10 protein-coding genes are annotated in these 15,994 nt (G+C 34.6%); 6 read left to right on the top strand and 4 right to left on the bottom strand.

What is annotated here, in order from left to right; genetic code table 11:
- Window positions 1-6: 6 nt before the first annotated feature.
- The 4 genes from CQA57_RS02950 to CQA57_RS02935 all read right to left on the bottom strand — a co-directional run bounded on the left by CQA57_RS02950 (window position 7) and on the right by CQA57_RS02935 (window position 4,555).
- Window positions 7-1,308, bottom strand: a complete 1,302-nt coding sequence (locus CQA57_RS02950) for a ComEC/Rec2 family competence protein (RefSeq protein ID WP_115578749.1) — start codon at window positions 1,306-1,308, stop codon at window positions 7-9.
- A complete protein-coding gene (locus CQA57_RS02945; RefSeq protein WP_115578748.1) occupies window positions 1,280-2,746 on the bottom strand; it encodes a replicative DNA helicase in 1,467 nt (488 codons plus the stop codon). Before CQA57_RS02945 ends, CQA57_RS02950 begins: the two co-directional genes overlap by 29 nt.
- Before the next feature lie 67 nt (window positions 2,747-2,813).
- Entirely contained in the window at window positions 2,814-4,199 is a 1,386-nt protein-coding gene (locus tag CQA57_RS02940; RefSeq protein WP_115578747.1) for an NAD(P)H-hydrate dehydratase, read from the bottom strand.
- 2 nt (window positions 4,200-4,201) lie between these two features.
- Window positions 4,202-4,555 (bottom strand): methionine-R-sulfoxide reductase, encoded by a 354-nt coding sequence (locus CQA57_RS02935; RefSeq protein WP_115578811.1) that lies wholly within the window; start codon window positions 4,553-4,555, stop codon window positions 4,202-4,204.
- 114 nt (window positions 4,556-4,669) lie between these two features.
- Between CQA57_RS02935 and sppA the strand changes: the two genes are divergently transcribed.
- The 6 genes from sppA to CQA57_RS02905 all read left to right on the top strand — a co-directional run.
- Window positions 4,670-5,533: a signal peptide peptidase SppA gene (gene sppA, locus CQA57_RS02930; RefSeq protein WP_115578746.1), complete on the top strand. Its 864-nt coding sequence runs from the start codon at window positions 4,670-4,672 to the stop codon at window positions 5,531-5,533.
- Window positions 5,534-5,553: 20 nt separating this feature from the next.
- A complete protein-coding gene (locus CQA57_RS02925; protein ID WP_115578745.1) occupies window positions 5,554-6,639 on the top strand; it encodes a linear amide C-N hydrolase in 1,086 nt (361 codons plus the stop codon).
- Window positions 6,617-7,465: a formyltetrahydrofolate deformylase gene (gene purU, locus CQA57_RS02920; protein ID WP_342767474.1), complete on the top strand. Its 849-nt coding sequence runs from the start codon at window positions 6,617-6,619 to the stop codon at window positions 7,463-7,465. Before CQA57_RS02925 ends, purU begins: the two co-directional genes overlap by 23 nt.
- Window positions 7,440-8,186 carry a polysaccharide deacetylase family protein gene (locus tag CQA57_RS02915; protein ID WP_115578743.1) on the top strand — a complete coding sequence of 249 codons (747 nt, stop codon included), beginning with the start codon at window positions 7,440-7,442 and terminating at the stop codon, window positions 8,184-8,186. Before purU ends, CQA57_RS02915 begins: the two co-directional genes overlap by 26 nt.
- Window positions 8,187-8,268: 82 nt before the next feature.
- Window positions 8,269-10,821, top strand: a complete 2,553-nt coding sequence (acnB, locus tag CQA57_RS02910) for a bifunctional aconitate hydratase 2/2-methylisocitrate dehydratase (protein WP_115578742.1) — start codon at window positions 8,269-8,271, stop codon at window positions 10,819-10,821.
- A 259-nt stretch (window positions 10,822-11,080) separates the two neighbouring features.
- Window positions 11,081-15,994, top strand: a 4,914-nt coding sequence (locus CQA57_RS02905; RefSeq protein WP_147288343.1) for a beta strand repeat-containing protein, incomplete at its 3' end; no start/stop codon positions are given.

Below are 15,994 nucleotides of genomic sequence, written 5' to 3'. Positions count from 1 at the left end.
AACACTTTAAGCTAAAAACAAATAACTCAAATAGCAATAAAAACAAATACTACAAGCCAATAACACATAAAAACATTTTTTACTAAAAATTGCAAAAAAAGAAAGTAAAACATAAGATACTAATAAAAACCAAGGGGTATAAAACTCAATTACTCTAAATTGCATTATTAAAAATAAATCCAAAAAAGAATCAAAGATACCTCCTAGAAAAATGGTATGCAAAAACAACATCAGAGGAAAAAATACTACAAACAACACAGATAAAACCATAGAAAAATATTGATAAAAAGAAAAATAAGGAAAATAAAAATGCACAATAATTCCCATAAGAAAAAAGATACTGCTATTAAAAGCTATAATCCAAAGATACCAAGGCATTTTTGGAAAATGTCTTAAAATCAAAAAAATATAAAAAACACCAGATACAGAAAGCACAAATCCTACATTAAATACCAATCTTGGAAAAACAGCAAGAATACACCCCACAATAACAAAAAGCATTTCAAAAGAAAAAATCCTCATATTTCCAAAAAAGAGCAAAAAACCAAAAACACTCATAACAAAAGCTCTCAAAAAAGAGGCTTGAAAATCAAGCAAAATAAGATACAAAAACATACAAAAAAGCACCATAGCGCTTAAATCATAGATTCTATTGCGATATGTAAAATACCTCTTATGAAAAAATCCATAAATGGGCTGAAAAATAAAGAATAACAATGCACTTAAAATCCCTAAATGAAAACCACTAATTGCTACTAGATGTGCAATTCCTAAGGCATTTACTCTATCTCTATATTCCTTACTCAAAGAATCTGCAAAAAATAAAGCACGATATAGCATAGAGTGTCTTATATCCTGATGCTGCTTGTCAATAAAATCTTGTAGTTTTGCCTTAAAGCCTTCTTGTGGCATCAAGGCAATATTATAAGCAGAAAAATAACAACTTTTTAAAAACTCAAAAAAGCTGCACTGCTTCATTTTCCCATAGATTCTAATTTCCCTATTTACCAAAGATTTTAAATCTAAAAATGAGGTGATATAAAAATAATACCCTTTAGTATCTTGCACACGCAAGACAAAATATTCTCTTTGATTTTTGATTTTGGTATATTGGGATTTTACTTGAGCAATGATTTCATAATTTGTATTACTCAAATAAGTCTGATAATCTGCATAAATTTTCCAAAGACTAAGAAAAAATATCACAATGCAACAAAAAACAAAAATTCCTTTTTGCTTCTTGTTGTCAAATAATGCTAAAGCAAGAGGTGCATATCTTTTATTGGATGATTCCAGGCATACTGACATTTTCTAAATCATTATCTCTTGTGGGGGTATAAACCACTTCTGTTTGTCTAGCTGATGCCTTATTTTCAAATCTTGTATAACGCTTATTAAATTGAATATTCACATCCTTTGTTTCACCATTTCGATTTTTTGCCACAATGATTTCAACAGGATACACACCATTATTTTTCATAAACTCATCTGCCATTGCCTTTTTTAAATTTCTTGCTTCATCCTTTTTGCCATCATTTTCAAGTTTTGCAATCTTTTGTTTTTGCTCCCTTTCTTTATAAACATCTTCACGATAAACAAATAAAATAATGTCTGCATCTTGCTCAATAGAGCCAGATTCCCTTAAATCTGAAAGTAAAGGACGCTTATCATCTCTCCCCTCAACTCCACGATTTAACTGAGATAAAGCAACGATTGGAATCTGCAATTCCCTTGCTAAAATCTTTAATCCTCTTGAAATTTCCCCTACTTCTATATGTCTCTCCTTGCTACCACCTCGCATTAACTGCAAATAATCTACCACCGCTATTTCAATATTTGGATTCCTTGATTTAAGCTTTCTTAATTTAGATCTTAGTTGTGCTATATTTAAAGAACTCCCATCATCTACATAAAAATCTTTTTCCATCATAAAATTTGTAGATCTACTTAATTCACTCCATTGCTCATCATCTAATTTGCCTATTTTTAAATCAGAGAGTGGAATAGAAGTGATGGCTGAGAGCATTCTTAGCATCAATTGCTCTGCTGGCATCTCTAAGCTAAAAAATGCTACTCCTTTATTATGATTTAAAATATGTTGCACGATATTTAAGGCTAGAGTAGTTTTTCCCATACCAGGTCTTGCACCAATAATTATCAAATCCCCCTTATTAAATCCTGTAGTAACCCTATTGAGTTCATCAAAACCTGTGGTAATGCCTGTAATCTCTTGATTACCAAGCTCTTTAAGCTCACGCATTCTCTCAATCGTAGAATACACAATATCCTTTGCGTGCCTAAATTCACTTTGCACGCTTTCTGTAGAAATTTCATAAATCTTTTTTTCTACAACTTCTAAAATATCAGAGCTGCTATACTCACTACTCAAAGACTGCTCACGCATCATATTTGCAAGATGATGCAATTCTCTTTTTAAAGAAGCATTTTTCAATTCTTTTATATATGCTTCAATATTTGCAATAGGATTTGTCCCTAAAATAAACAAAAATTCCTCTTCACTCACAATCTTTTTATCCATCTTATTTTTGATAAATTCCTCATCCAAAGGATTATCTTGCTGATGTAGTTGCATACATACTTCAAAAATATTACGATGTGAGGGGTAAGAAAAATCCTTTGGTTGCAATTGATCTAAGATATCATCAAAACCACTAGGATCAAAAATAATTGATGCAATAATCGTGCGTTCCAAACTTGCATAATAACTTTGACTAATTTCTGCCATAAATAATCCTTTTTATCCTTAAAAACACATTCTTAATTTCATCAAAATATAATTTTATCCACTTTAACTATAAAGAAGCAAGTTGCTCTATCAAATCCAAAGGCCTTAAAGCATAGTTTCTGCTTTCAAAATCTTTTGCACAAAAGCTATGCGCTAAGCTTGCTTGTATCGTGGCTTGTAATGGCTGTTTTCCTTGTGCCAATAAAGCCCCAATCAATCCTGCCAATACATCTCCGCTCCCTGCTTTTGCTAAAGCCACATTCCCAAAAGGATTGATAAAAATTTTCCCTTTTTGAGCAATGCAAACATTTGCACCCTTTAGCAAAGTAACAATATGTGGGAATCTTTCACTCCATTGAAGTAGAATTTCTATTTTATTTTCTAAAAATTTTTCTTTATCTAGCTTCTCACAAAATACTAATTCCCAAAGATTTAAAAATTCACCATAATGAGGCGTTAAAACCAAATTTTTACCCTCTTGTAAAATTTCTACTATTTTTTGATTTCTCAAAATATCCGCATCTAAAACACAAGGCAAATCTTTAGATAATAGGAAAAATTCCTTTGGAATCTCACTCCCCATTCCCATACCAATACAAAATGCCGTAGTTTTTTTAGGTATTTGCTCTTCATACATCAATTCTGCAAAATAAGGATGCAAATCCCCAACCACACTTACACTGCCTACCCCAAAACCAAGTCCTGCCATAGCGCATAAATTTCCAGCCCCACTTTTTGCTCCAGCATAAACACTCAAATGCCCAAAACTACCTTTATGAGAATTTTTCTCCTTTCTATCAGGGGGCATAAAATCTTCTTTTTGCAAAAGTTTAATTTGCGAAAGAATACAATATTTTTGAGAGCTTATACCAAGATCACCCACTACAATCTCCCCGATAAAATCCTTAGCCACATCACTCAATAATCCAAGATGTATGCCTCCCATCGCAACTGTATAATCTGCACAAAAAGCAATATCTCTCACAACCCCATTATTATCAATACCACTAGGAATATCACATGCAATTTTAATTCTTCCAACAGATTGCATCATTGCAATTATCTTTTGTGCCTCTTGATTTAATTGCGATTTCATACCACTACCAATAAAGCAATCCACCACCACATCGCAAGGCAAAAGTTTTTTTACACACTCCACACCCACTGCCAAAGCACGATGATATTGCTTAAGGCACAAATCGCTCTTAGGTTCTTTTGCAACCAAAACCCTAACCTTATAATCACCTACAAGATGTCTTGCTAAGACATACCCATCTCCTCCATTATCTCCACCCCCACAAACTATACTTATTACACTGCCTTTATGCGTAAGTTTTTGGAGAAGATTCTTAAGTGCAATACCCGCATTTTCCATCAAAATTTCTTCACTTAATTCAAATTGAGTGATACACCTACAATCCAATGCTTTTTTATCACGATAAATCTCTATCATTATTAGACCTTTTTAAATTGCAATGCCAAAGAATTTACACAATGACGCGTATTTTTGTGCGTATAACCCTCATTAAAAAATACATGTCCTAAATGTCCTCCACAATTTGCACATAAAATCTCAATCCTCTTGCCATCTGCATCTAAGACTTGCTTTATTGCCCCTTGAATACAATCATCAAAGCTAGGCCATCCACAACCTGAATGAAATTTTGACTGCCAATCAAATAACATACTATCACATTGCTTGCAACAATACACCCCTTTTTCAAAATGATTCCAATACTCTCCGCTAAAAGGTGGTTCTGTTCCTTTTTCTAAAAGAATAAAAGATTCTTGCTGTGTTAATTTTCTCAAACCGCACACTCCTTTTATTTTTTTATGATGATACAAAAACTTCAAGAAAGCAAGTTTTTTCACGCAAATTATAAAAACAAATCGATATAATCCACCTTTAAAAAAGGAGAAAAAATGAAAAAAATCGCCTCTATACTTATCGCGCCATTTGCCTTTATTACCAAATATTTTAAGGCTTGTGTATTTTTACTCATTGTAGTGCTTATTCTCATTAGCACAAAAAATCAAGAGCAACCCAATAAGGATGCAAATCTAGCAAAAATCTACCTACAAGGACCTATTCTTGATTCTGCAAGTATTTATGAGCAAATCAAAAAAATCAATCAAAATCCAAAAATTAAAGGTGCCCTATTGCTTATCAACTCTCCAGGTGGAGCAATCAGTGCAAGTGTAGAAATCAGTGATATGATAAAAGACCTCAACTTAAAAATCCCTGTAGTAGCCTATGTGCAAGGCACAATGGCTAGTGGGAGTTATTATGGTGGAATGTATGCTACAAAGATTTATGCAAATCGCGGAGCGATGATTGGCTCTATTGGTGTCATTTTCAATGGCGTAAATCTCGCAGAGCTTATGGATAAAATTGGCATAAAAACACAAACTCTTGCAATGGGTGCTTATAAAGAAATAGGAACCCCTACACGCAAATGGAATCCAAAAGAAGAAGCATTCTTAAAAGAATTGCTACAAGAAGAATATAAAATGTTTATCGATGATGTAGCAGATGCAAGAAATCTAAATGCAAAAAATTACCAACAATTTGCTGAAGGAAAAGTTTTTAGTGCAAGAAATGCAAAAAAACTAGGATTGATTGATGAAATTGGCACACTTGATGATGCAATTGCAACATTGCAAGATTTAGCACAAGTAGAAAATCCCATTTGGCTTGAAAAAAGCAAATTTGATGCTTATCTTGAAAAAATCATCAATTCAAGCACACAAATTATTTTGCAAAATTTTACATATAAACTTCAATAATTTTTATTAAGGAGAAAGAAATGAAAAGACTTATACTTTTTTGTTGCACCTTTTGCTTGATTTTTAATCCCCTTGTTGCCTGCACAGGAATTGCCATCCATACACTAGACAACAAATATATCCAAGCACGCACGATTGAATGGGGAGAATTTTCCTTGCAAAGCAAACTTATTATCTCTCCAAGAAATCAAGAGTTCCAATCTCTCACCCCTCAAGGAAGAAATGGAATCAAGTGGAAAGCAAAATATGGTTTTGTAGGTATTAGTGTTGCTCAAGATAATTTCATTGGTGAGGGAATGAATGAAAAAGGGTTAAATGCGGGGCTTTTTTACTTTGCACACTATGGAAGTCTTGCAAGCTTTGATTCCACAAAAGCACATCAATCCATTGCTGATATGGAATTAGTAACTTATATTCTCTCAAATTTTGAAACCACAGATGAAGTGAGAGAAGCCTTTAAGCATATTGTTGTAGTTCCATTTATGTTACTCAAAGATGGAAAAGCACCTCCAACAGCACACTGGAGAGTAAGCGATGCTCAAGGAAAAAGTATTGTTATTGAGATTATGCAAGGAAAGGTTCAAATCCACACAAATCCTATAGGAGTGCTTACTAACTCTCCTGATTTTCAATGGCAACTTACAAACCTCAATAACTATGTCAATCTCAAAGCTGGCTCTGCTAAAAATTTTTCTATAAGAAATCAAGAAATTTTTCCTGTTGGGGCTGGTAGTGGTATGCTGGGACTACCTGGGGATTTTACTCCTCCATCAAGATTTGTGCGTGCTGCTTTCTTTTTACACACAGCACCAACACCAAAAGATTCTTATGCTGGGGTAACACAAGCTTTTCACATCCTCAATCTCTTTGATTTACCAATAGGCACAGAATTTGAAGATAAAAATAAAATACCAAATTTACCAAGTGCTACACAATGGACAGCCGTAAGTAATCAAAGCGATAAAGAGTTTTTTTATAAAACAATGTATAACTCTCAAATTAGAAAAATAGATCTTAAAACCATCAATTTTGAAACTATCAAACCTCAAGCACTCAATCTTGATGCACAAGAAAAGGAATCCTTTGAAAACATCACCATTAAATAAACACACTATCTTGGTAATGTCCCCTGATATGCAGGGGCTTATTTTTAAAATCTCCTCAATTTTATTTGAATCTCATCTCAATATTGAAAAAAATGATGAATTTGTAGATAAAGATCAAAATATGTTTTTTATGCGGACAGAAGTTAGTGGTGATCTCCAATATGACACTCTTTTACAGAAGCTAAAAAGTATTTTGCCTCAAAATTCTCAAATCCAAATTATTCCTCAAACAAAAAAATCTATCATTATCTTTTGCACAAAAGAAAACCATTGTCTTGGGGATTTGCTCTTAAGATATGAAAGCAAAGAACTTGATGTCAATATCAAAGCAGTGATTAGCAATTATGCTGATTTGGGAGATTTAGTAAGAAAATTTGGAATCCACTTTGTGCATATTTCACATTCTGACATCACAAGAGAAAAACACGAGGAGCTTATTTTGCAAGAATGTGCAAAATATGAGGTAGATTATCTTGTCTTGGCAAAATATATGCGTATTCTCTCTCCAAATTTTGTCCAAAAATTTGAACAAAAAATCATCAATATTCATCATAGCTTTTTGCCTGCATTTATTGGAGCAAATCCTTACAAGCAAGCCTTTGAGAGAGGAGTAAAAATCATCGGTGCTACAGCACATTTTGTAAATAATCACCTTGATGAAGGTCCAATAATCGCTCAAGATGTCATCAATATCAACCATACATATACTTGGAAAGATATGCAAAAAGCTGGGAGGGATATAGAAAAAATTGTCTTTGCAAAGGCCATTGATTTGGCATTGCAAAATAGGATTTTTGTTTATGGCAATAAAACTGTTGTTTTTTAGTATTGCATTTTTTGCATTACTAAAAAGTAGCGATACTTTACAGCTTTTAGAACAAAAATACCAAAATAAAACTCCCTCTTTTTGGGGAGAAAAACACAAAAACATTATCTCTAAAATCCACACGCAAGAATCAATTATTTTTCTTACTCTTGATGCTTGCAGTGGTAAATATGACAAAAGAATTATAGAGCTTTTACAACAAGAAAAAATTCCTGCGATGATTTTTGTCACTACAAAATGGCTACAATCACACACGCAAGAGCTTTTTGACATCTCTCAAGATTCTCTTTTTTCTATCCAAAATCACGGTAATTCTCACAAGCCCCTAAGCAGTAATGGCAAAGGGATTTATCACATACAAGGAACAAAAAATATTCAAGAAATTTATGAAGAAATTACCATTACTAGCCAAAATATCCAACAACTTATAGGCAAAAAGCCAAAATTTTTTCGTTCAGGAACTGCATATTATGATGATATTGCCCTAGATATTGCAAAAGATTTAGGATATCAAATCATAGGATTTGATGTTATAGGCGATGCTGGAGCTACTTTTAGCAAGGAGCAAATCTTACACCAAGCCAAAAAAGTGCGCAATGGCTCTATCCTAATCTTCCATCTCAATCACCCTAAATCACAAACCTATGAAGGATTAAAATCTCTTATTCCTCTTTTAAAAAATCAAGGTTTTGTTTTTAAAAATCTCCAAGATTATCTCTAAAACCTCTTGCTATAAAAAATAAATTTTATTTTTAAACTCTCATAGTATAATGCTTGCATTAACCCAATCCTAAGGACATCTTATGCAAAATTTTATACAAGATTACAAACAACAAGTAGCACAAAGACAAGCATTAAAAATCCCGCCCCTCCCTTTAGATTCCACACAAACCCAAGCACTCATCACCCTACTACTCCAATCACAAGATAAAGAGCAAAAAGCCTTTGCAAAAGACTTGCTTATCCATAGAATCAATGCAGGCGTTGATGATTCTGCAAAAATCAAAGCAGATTTTTTAGGAAAAATAGCCCTAGAAGAAATAAAATGCGATACATTCACCCCGCAAGAAGCGACAAAATATCTTGGAACAATGCTTGGGGGTTACAATGTCACCTATCTCATCAAAGCATTGCAATCTAGCAATCAAGAAGTAGCCAAAGAAAGTGCCAAAGCTCTCAAACACACTCTTTTAGTATATGATAGTTTTGATACCATAGCAAAGCTATCACAAACCTTGCCTCTTGCAAAAGAGATCTTGCAATCTTGGGCAGATGCAGAATGGTTTTTACAAAAACAACCCCTAGAAGAAAAAATCACTCTTTGCGTCTTTAAGGTCGATGGAGAAACCAATACAGATGACCTCTCCCCAGCAAGCGATGCCTTTAGCAGAAGTGATATTCCCCTACATGCAAAAGCAATGTTAAAAAATCGTATTCCAAATTCTGAAGATGCTATCCAATCTATCAAACAAAAAGGCTATAAAGTTGCTTATGTCGGGGATGTGGTAGGGACAGGAAGCTCAAGAAAATCTGCGTGCAATTCTATTATGTGGCATTTTGGAGAGGATATTCCCTACATTCCCAATAAAAGGACAGGTAGCATTGTCATAGGAAGCGTGATTGCGCCTATTTTTTTTAATACTTGCCAAGATAGCGGTGCTTTACCAATTATTGCTGATGTTTCAAAATTACAAAATGGAGATATTATTGAGCTCTATCCCTACAAGGGCATCATCACTAAAGATAATCAAGAAATCACAAAGTTTAAAATCACTCCAAATACTCTTTTTGATGAGATAAGAGCAGGAGGGAGAATCCCACTTATCATAGGCAGAAAGCTCACCAATCAAGCAAGAGCATTTCTAAAATTACCCCCATCAGATGTCTTTAGCACCATAGAAGCACCAAATACACAAGCAAAAGGCTATACCCTTGCACAAAAAATCGTAGGCAAAGCCTGTGGAGTAGAAGGAATCTTACCGCATACTTATTGTGAGCCAAAAACAAGCACTGTTGGAAGTCAAGATACCACAGGTGCGATGACAAGAGATGAAATCAAAGAGCTTGCAAGTTTAAGCTTTAGTGCAGATTTTGTAATGCAAAGTTTCTGCCACACTGCCGCATATCCAAAACCCTCTGATGTAAGCCTACACGCAACACTACCAGATTTTATCACCTCAAGGGGTGGGGTAGCGCTTAAACCCAAAGATGGTGTGATACACTCTTGGCTTAATCGCTTTTGCCTCCCAGATACTCTAGGCACAGGGGGAGATAGCCATACAAGATTCCCTATTGGCATTAGTTTTCCTGCAGGAAGTGGGCTTGTAGCCTTTGCTGCGGTTACAGGCTCTATGCCCTTAAATATGCCAGAATCTGTGCTTGTAAGATTCAAAGGCTCCTTACAACAAGGTATCACTCTAAGGGATTTAGTCAATGCTATTCCCTATTATGCTATCAAACAAGGATTGCTCACCACAGAAAAAAAAGGGAAGAAAAATATCTTTAATGGCAGAATCTTAGAGATTGAAGGATTAGAGCACATCAAAGTAGAACAGGCATTTGAGCTTAGCGATGCAAGTGCTGAAAGAAGTGCAGCGGCCTGTGTCATCAAACTAGATAAAGAACCTATCATAGAATATCTACAAAGCAATATTGCTCTAATTGAAAAAATGATTGCCAATGGCTACAAAGATGCAAAAACCTTGCAAAAAAGAGCAAATGCGATGAGAGAGTGGATAAAAAACCCCACACTACTACAAGCAGATAAAGATGCACAATATAGCGCAATCCTAGAAATCAATCTTGATGAGATAAAAGAACCTATCCTTGCTTGTCCAAATGACCCTGATGATGTCGCAACACTCTCAGAAATTTTGCAAGATAACAAAAGACCAAAAAATATTGATGAAGTTTTTATTGGTAGCTGTATGACAAACATAGGACACTTTAGGGCTTTTGGTGAAATCATCAAAGAAAATGGAATCTCTCCGACACAAATATGGATAGCACCTCCAACCAAAATGGATGCGCAACAACTAAGCAATGAGGGATATTTTGCGACCTTTGGGCTTGCAGGAGCAAGAATAGAGCCTGCTGGATGCAGTCTTTGTATGGGAAATCAAGCAAGAGTAAGAGATAATGCAGTCGTCTTTTCAACCTCTACAAGAAATTTTGATAATCGTATGGGTAAAAATGCTCAAGTTTATCTAGGAAGTGCGGAGCTTGGTGCAGTATGTGCAAAACTTGGAAGAATCCCTAGTGCCAAAGAATATTTTGAAAGCATTCAACAAAAACTCCAAAAAGATACTATCTATCAGTATCTTGATTTTGAGAAGAATCAAAACTTTAGTGTTTAAAGCAAAAAAATCAAAAAATTGGGGGGGGGGGTATAAGAAAATCTTAAGTTTATTTTTATTATCATTGCATTTTATTTTTTAAATTCTTTTAAAAAACATTAAAAAAAACAAGGAGTTAATAAGATGAAAAGAAATATTTCACTATTAGGGGGGGGGGGATACAAATAATTCTTTAAATGCCTCTTTCTCTTCAAACAATTTAAAAAGATTTTTTAAACCTTTAGTTGCTAGTTCTCTAGCTTTAGCTCTTGGAATGAGTGTGGCAAGCGGAGCATGCACAAATTCAAATGGAAATCCATTGATATGTTTAGGTGATTCTGAACAACAATATGGAATTACTTGGCAAGCCGTAGATCCTGGAACTGTACCAGGAACTGCATATAAACCCACATATAATGCAAATACAAGCATTGAAACATTGAATTTTAACTACAATGGTTCTACTTCAAATTCTGGAAGTGGAAGTACCTATACAGTTGAGGTAGCACAAACTGGAACATCATTGACACTCAACAGCAATGGGAAAGCTCTACAAATGGGAGATAGTGGCACAGGAACTCTCAACATAAATTTTGGGAGTCAAAAAAATGCAAATACTTTTTTCCTAGATCTAAGCCAAGTTACAAATACTGATGGCACAAGCTATGCTTTCAAAGGAAACATTACAACTTCTGGAACAAACTATGCCAATACTAGATATTTCAAAGCCATTTTTGGCGCAAATGTTAAGGGGAATATTACACTCAATAGTGGAGGTAAAGCAACTGGAGCAGATAGCACCCCTGATGCTCTCACCTTTAATAACGGTGCAAAGCTAGAAGGTAATCTTAGTGTAGGATACGAGGATACAAGTGTTGTCTTTAATGAAAGTGGTGGATTAATCACAGGCAATCTCTCCAAGACCAGTAGTGGAAGCTTTAATTTGACTTTTAGTAACGGAGGGAGCATCGGATCTAGCCTTACAAGTGGATATGGTGTAAATGTAAATGGGAATAATGGAAATATTAATTTTTATACAGGAAGCAACTCACTAACAATCCATCATGGAATCTATATACAAAGCACTGGGAATACACTAACTTTTAATGGAACAAATATTGATATTCAAGGAAATATTACAACACCAAACAGTTCCTCTGGAGGCACAATTTTTGATTTTACTGCTACAGATAATGCAACTATTCATCTTGGAACTATTTTTTCTCAATATAATGCCAATGGCTTGACTTTTAAAATTGCAAGCAATAATGCCAATCTCACTATTGACACTCTCAAAAACAACAAAGGAAATGGTGTAACGATTAATTTTAATGGGGCAAATAATACGCTTACTTGGGATCCAAAAGAAGGGGGTGCAACTGGTGGAACAACAATAAACTTTACCTCTGGAACAAGCAACGTTAATAAAATTTATGCAAAGCAAGTTGTAAATAGCATTTATTTTAAAGCTGAAACGACAACAAACACAATTAAAGGTAATATTCAAGCTGATTATACTGGAACAAACAAAGTTTATTTTCAAGGAACATCAGCCACAAATGAAGTACAGGGTTCAATTTTTGCAAATACAGGATCCAATACAGTTCAGTTCTCAGGAACTCAAAGCACGGTAACCAATGGAATTAGTGTAAGTGGAAATGGTGGAAGCAATAATGTTACATTTAGCACCGCAACCAATCAAGTAGGAGCAATCAGTGCAACAGCAACTTCAGCAAATAATGGAGGAAGCTCTACAAATACCATTCTATTTGACACGGGCTCTCAAGACAACACAACTGGGGCAATCAATGCATCAACAGGATCTTATTCAACTACCATAACAAACAATGTTACCTTTTCTGGTTCAGGAAACAATACTATCAATGGCAATATCACTGCCTCTGCTACCGACATCAATTCTGCTGCAACAGTTGCTAAAAACATTATTGCATTCACACAAGGAACAAACTCCATCAATGGAGTAGTTCAAGCTAGTGGAGGAACCAACTCTATCACTTTTGCTGGAACAAGCCATTCTATCACTGGAGGAGTTCTTGCAAATCAATTTATGTCAAAGATTGATGTTAGTAATACAATAAATGCTACTTCTGGGGATTTAAATATAGGAGAGTTGTCAGGCAATTTCTCAGACTATAGCATCGTTGCTTCAGGCACAAGAAACACAAATTCTATTACCTTAACTACTGGGAGCCTTATTGTAACAAAAGGTGTGCATGCAAATACTGTTGGGGGCTATAAGGGTAACACGATTGAAGCACAAGCTGGAAGTATCACAATCCAATCTGGAGGGGTATGGGCAAGTGGATCAGGAAATACAATCAGTGCATCAACAAGTATCTCTATCACAGGAAATATCTATATAAATGCAGGATCAAATGCTATTACACTCACAGGCAATGGAACAACTAGCATCTCTGGAAACATTACAGCAAATAATGGGAGTAATCTTATCTCTACTAGCAGTGCTACATCAAACACCTTGACTGGTGCGTCTATCACAGCAAGTGGTGGTGGCAAAAACATACTTGCTCTAAATACTATTAGTAGTGGCACACAAATTATAGAGATTCGTGCATCAAGTGGAGATGGAGATCAAAATCATCTAAAAAATACAGCCAATATTTTAAGTCTTGACAATCTAACTTCTCCCACTACAATCACAATCACCGATATTAACAAACAAACAACTATTGGTAGCAACAAAACAGGCTATAACTATATTGGAAAAGATTTAACAACTGGAGATGCAAGCGGTAGAACTCTAGCCCTTAGCACAAACTTTACTGATAGCACTTGGAGTGATAATACCTATCAAGCTAGTCAGCTTACACTTAATGTTACAAACAACATCTACACTTCAAAAGGACGAAATTATATCAATGTGGGTGCGATCAGTATTGGAGGAGATCTAATCGCAGACACTACTGTTGATAACGAAGGACGAAACAATCTTGCCACAGCAGGCACTTTTTCTGTAAGCAACATCACGACAAATCGTGGGACAAACGCTATCATTGTGGGTAGTAATACAACAGTATCTGGTGATATCACCAACAATGGTGGAGCAAACACTCTCACTTTCAATGGTGCAAATGCAACTCATAGTGTCTCAGGTAATATTACAGCTAATGCTGGAAGCAATACTCTTAACTTTGCTGGAAGTGATTCAACTTTCTCTATGACTGAAGATTCAAGCACTCTTTCTATTGGCGGTAATGGAAACAATACTTTCAATATCCAAGGAGATACAAAAGTTACTTCAAATCTTATAGCACAAAGAAGTGAAGAGAATGCAACTGGTAAAAACATCTTTAATATCTCAAATGCTAAATCTCTAACACTATCTGATAGTAATAGCACTGCAAAAACCCTTACTACAAATAGTGGAGCAACAGAGATTAACTTCTTGGGGGATTCTAATGGAAGTAGCGGAACTTTCAGTGGTAATGTAAGCACAAGTGGTGGAACTACAACATTTAGCTTTACAAATGATAATGGAACTTATAGTATCACTGGAACGCTCTCTACTCAAGGAGAAGGACAAAACATCTTTGATTTATCAACTAAGAGTGCAACTATTAGCAATGATTTAAGTTTCTCAGGAAGTGATGTTACAGGAGATGGTGGAAATATTATCAATATTGGAGCAAGTAAAACTCTAACAATGAATAGCAATAATAATGGCAGTATCACTACAAATAGTGGAGAAACAAAGATTAACTTTGAAGCAAGTGGAAGTTTAAATGGTGGTATCAATACTACAGGTGGAACTTCTACTATTAATCTAGTAGATAATGCTCAAGCAACTATCTCTAAAGCAGTAACAAACTCTGCTTCTACAATAGCTAATATTGCAAATAGTGCAACTTTAGTATTAAGTGAAGGTATCACTACTACCGCTGAAACTTCCACTATTAACTTCAATGGAGAGAGTGGAACACTAAATGGTAATATAAGCACTACTGGAGGAACCACTATCTTTAATCTAGGAAGCAATGATTCTAATTCCGCTACAGCTACAATCACTGGAACACTAACAAATAATACTAATGCTACCAATACTTTTAATGTAAATGCAAAAACTACTACATTTAAATATGGTAGTGGCAATAATAATGATGGCTTAGTATTCTCTAATGGAACTAATAACATTAACTTTGCAAATACTTCAGGTGCTACATTAAATTGGAGAAGTAATGCTAGTAATAGTGATGTAAAAAATACAAACAATAGTGATATTAAAACCACAGGTGGAATCACTAATATCAACTTTAATCACAATGGAACTCTAGCAAGTGGTATTAGCACAAGCAATAGTGGTGTTACTAATATCAATCTTTATGAAGATTCTAAAGGTATAATCAATAGTAGTGTTACTGCACAAGATTCTGGACAAACAAATATTACTTTCAATAGCTCTAATGCCTCTTTATCTCTTTTAGCTAAAGACAATCACATCACTACTTTAAGTAGTAATGGAAGTAATAATAGTATTATCCTAGCTCAATTAGAATCATCTAAAGGTTTAAGAATAAATACTAGAGATACTAGTTTAGATAGCAATGATAGTGCAAAGATTACTAATAACTTCTCATTACTTACCATAGATTCTCTTAAAGGAGAAGCTATCAATTTTATTATGAGTATCAATACTCAAACAAATACTGCAGAATCTACTTTAGGTGGAAAGAAACAAAGTGATAGTAATAGTTATGGCTATGCTTACTCTGATAGAATTATTATCAATAATAATACTCAAGCAAGTGATGCTAAAACTCATACTATTACTCTTAAAGCAAATAGTGATTTAGATATTAAAGATATTAGTGCAATGGATTATCAAGGTGATGGCACTAATAAAGAAGGAAATATTGCAGTAGCTACTATCAAAGAAGGTTCTAATATTAGCTTTATTGGAGGTATTAGTGCTCAAGGAGCTGGTGCTGTAGATATTTCTCTTGTAACTGATAAAACAGATCAATATGGTAAGACAAATTCTACTGGAGGCTATCTTACTTATTTCATTGGAACAGCTAAGATTCAAAGTGTTACTCAAGCAATCCAACAAGCAAGTGCAGCAGCTCTTGGAAGTAATTATGATCTTTATTTAGCTAATATGAATAGCTTAAATAAAAGAATGGGTGAATTAAGAGAGAATGCTAATGCTCAAGGT

The sequence above is a fragment of the Helicobacter anseris genome, from assembly GCF_003364335.1.
Lineage (GTDB): Bacteria > Campylobacterota > Campylobacteria > Campylobacterales > Helicobacteraceae > Helicobacter_H > Helicobacter_H anseris.
This window is presented reverse-complemented; position numbering and strand designations above follow the sequence as displayed.

Excerpts from the sequence above, each read along its gene's own strand:
- CQA57_RS02950 (WP_115578749.1), bottom strand. The coding sequence starts at position 1,308 with ATGTCAGTATGCCTGGAATCATCCAATAAAAGATATGCACCTCTTGCT.
- CQA57_RS02945 (WP_115578748.1), bottom strand. The coding sequence starts at position 2,746 with ATGGCAGAAATTAGTCAAAGTTATTATGCAAGTTTGGAACGCACGATT.
- CQA57_RS02940 (WP_115578747.1), bottom strand. The coding sequence starts at position 4,199 with ATGATAGAGATTTATCGTGATAAAAAAGCATTGGATTGTAGGTGTATC.
- sppA (WP_115578746.1), top strand. The coding sequence starts at position 4,670 with ATGAAAAAAATCGCCTCTATACTTATCGCGCCATTTGCCTTTATTACC.
- CQA57_RS02925 (WP_115578745.1), top strand. The coding sequence starts at position 5,554 with ATGAAAAGACTTATACTTTTTTGTTGCACCTTTTGCTTGATTTTTAAT.
- CQA57_RS02915 (WP_115578743.1), top strand. The coding sequence starts at position 7,440 with ATGGCAATAAAACTGTTGTTTTTTAGTATTGCATTTTTTGCATTACTA.
- acnB (WP_115578742.1), top strand. The coding sequence starts at position 8,269 with ATGCAAAATTTTATACAAGATTACAAACAACAAGTAGCACAAAGACAA.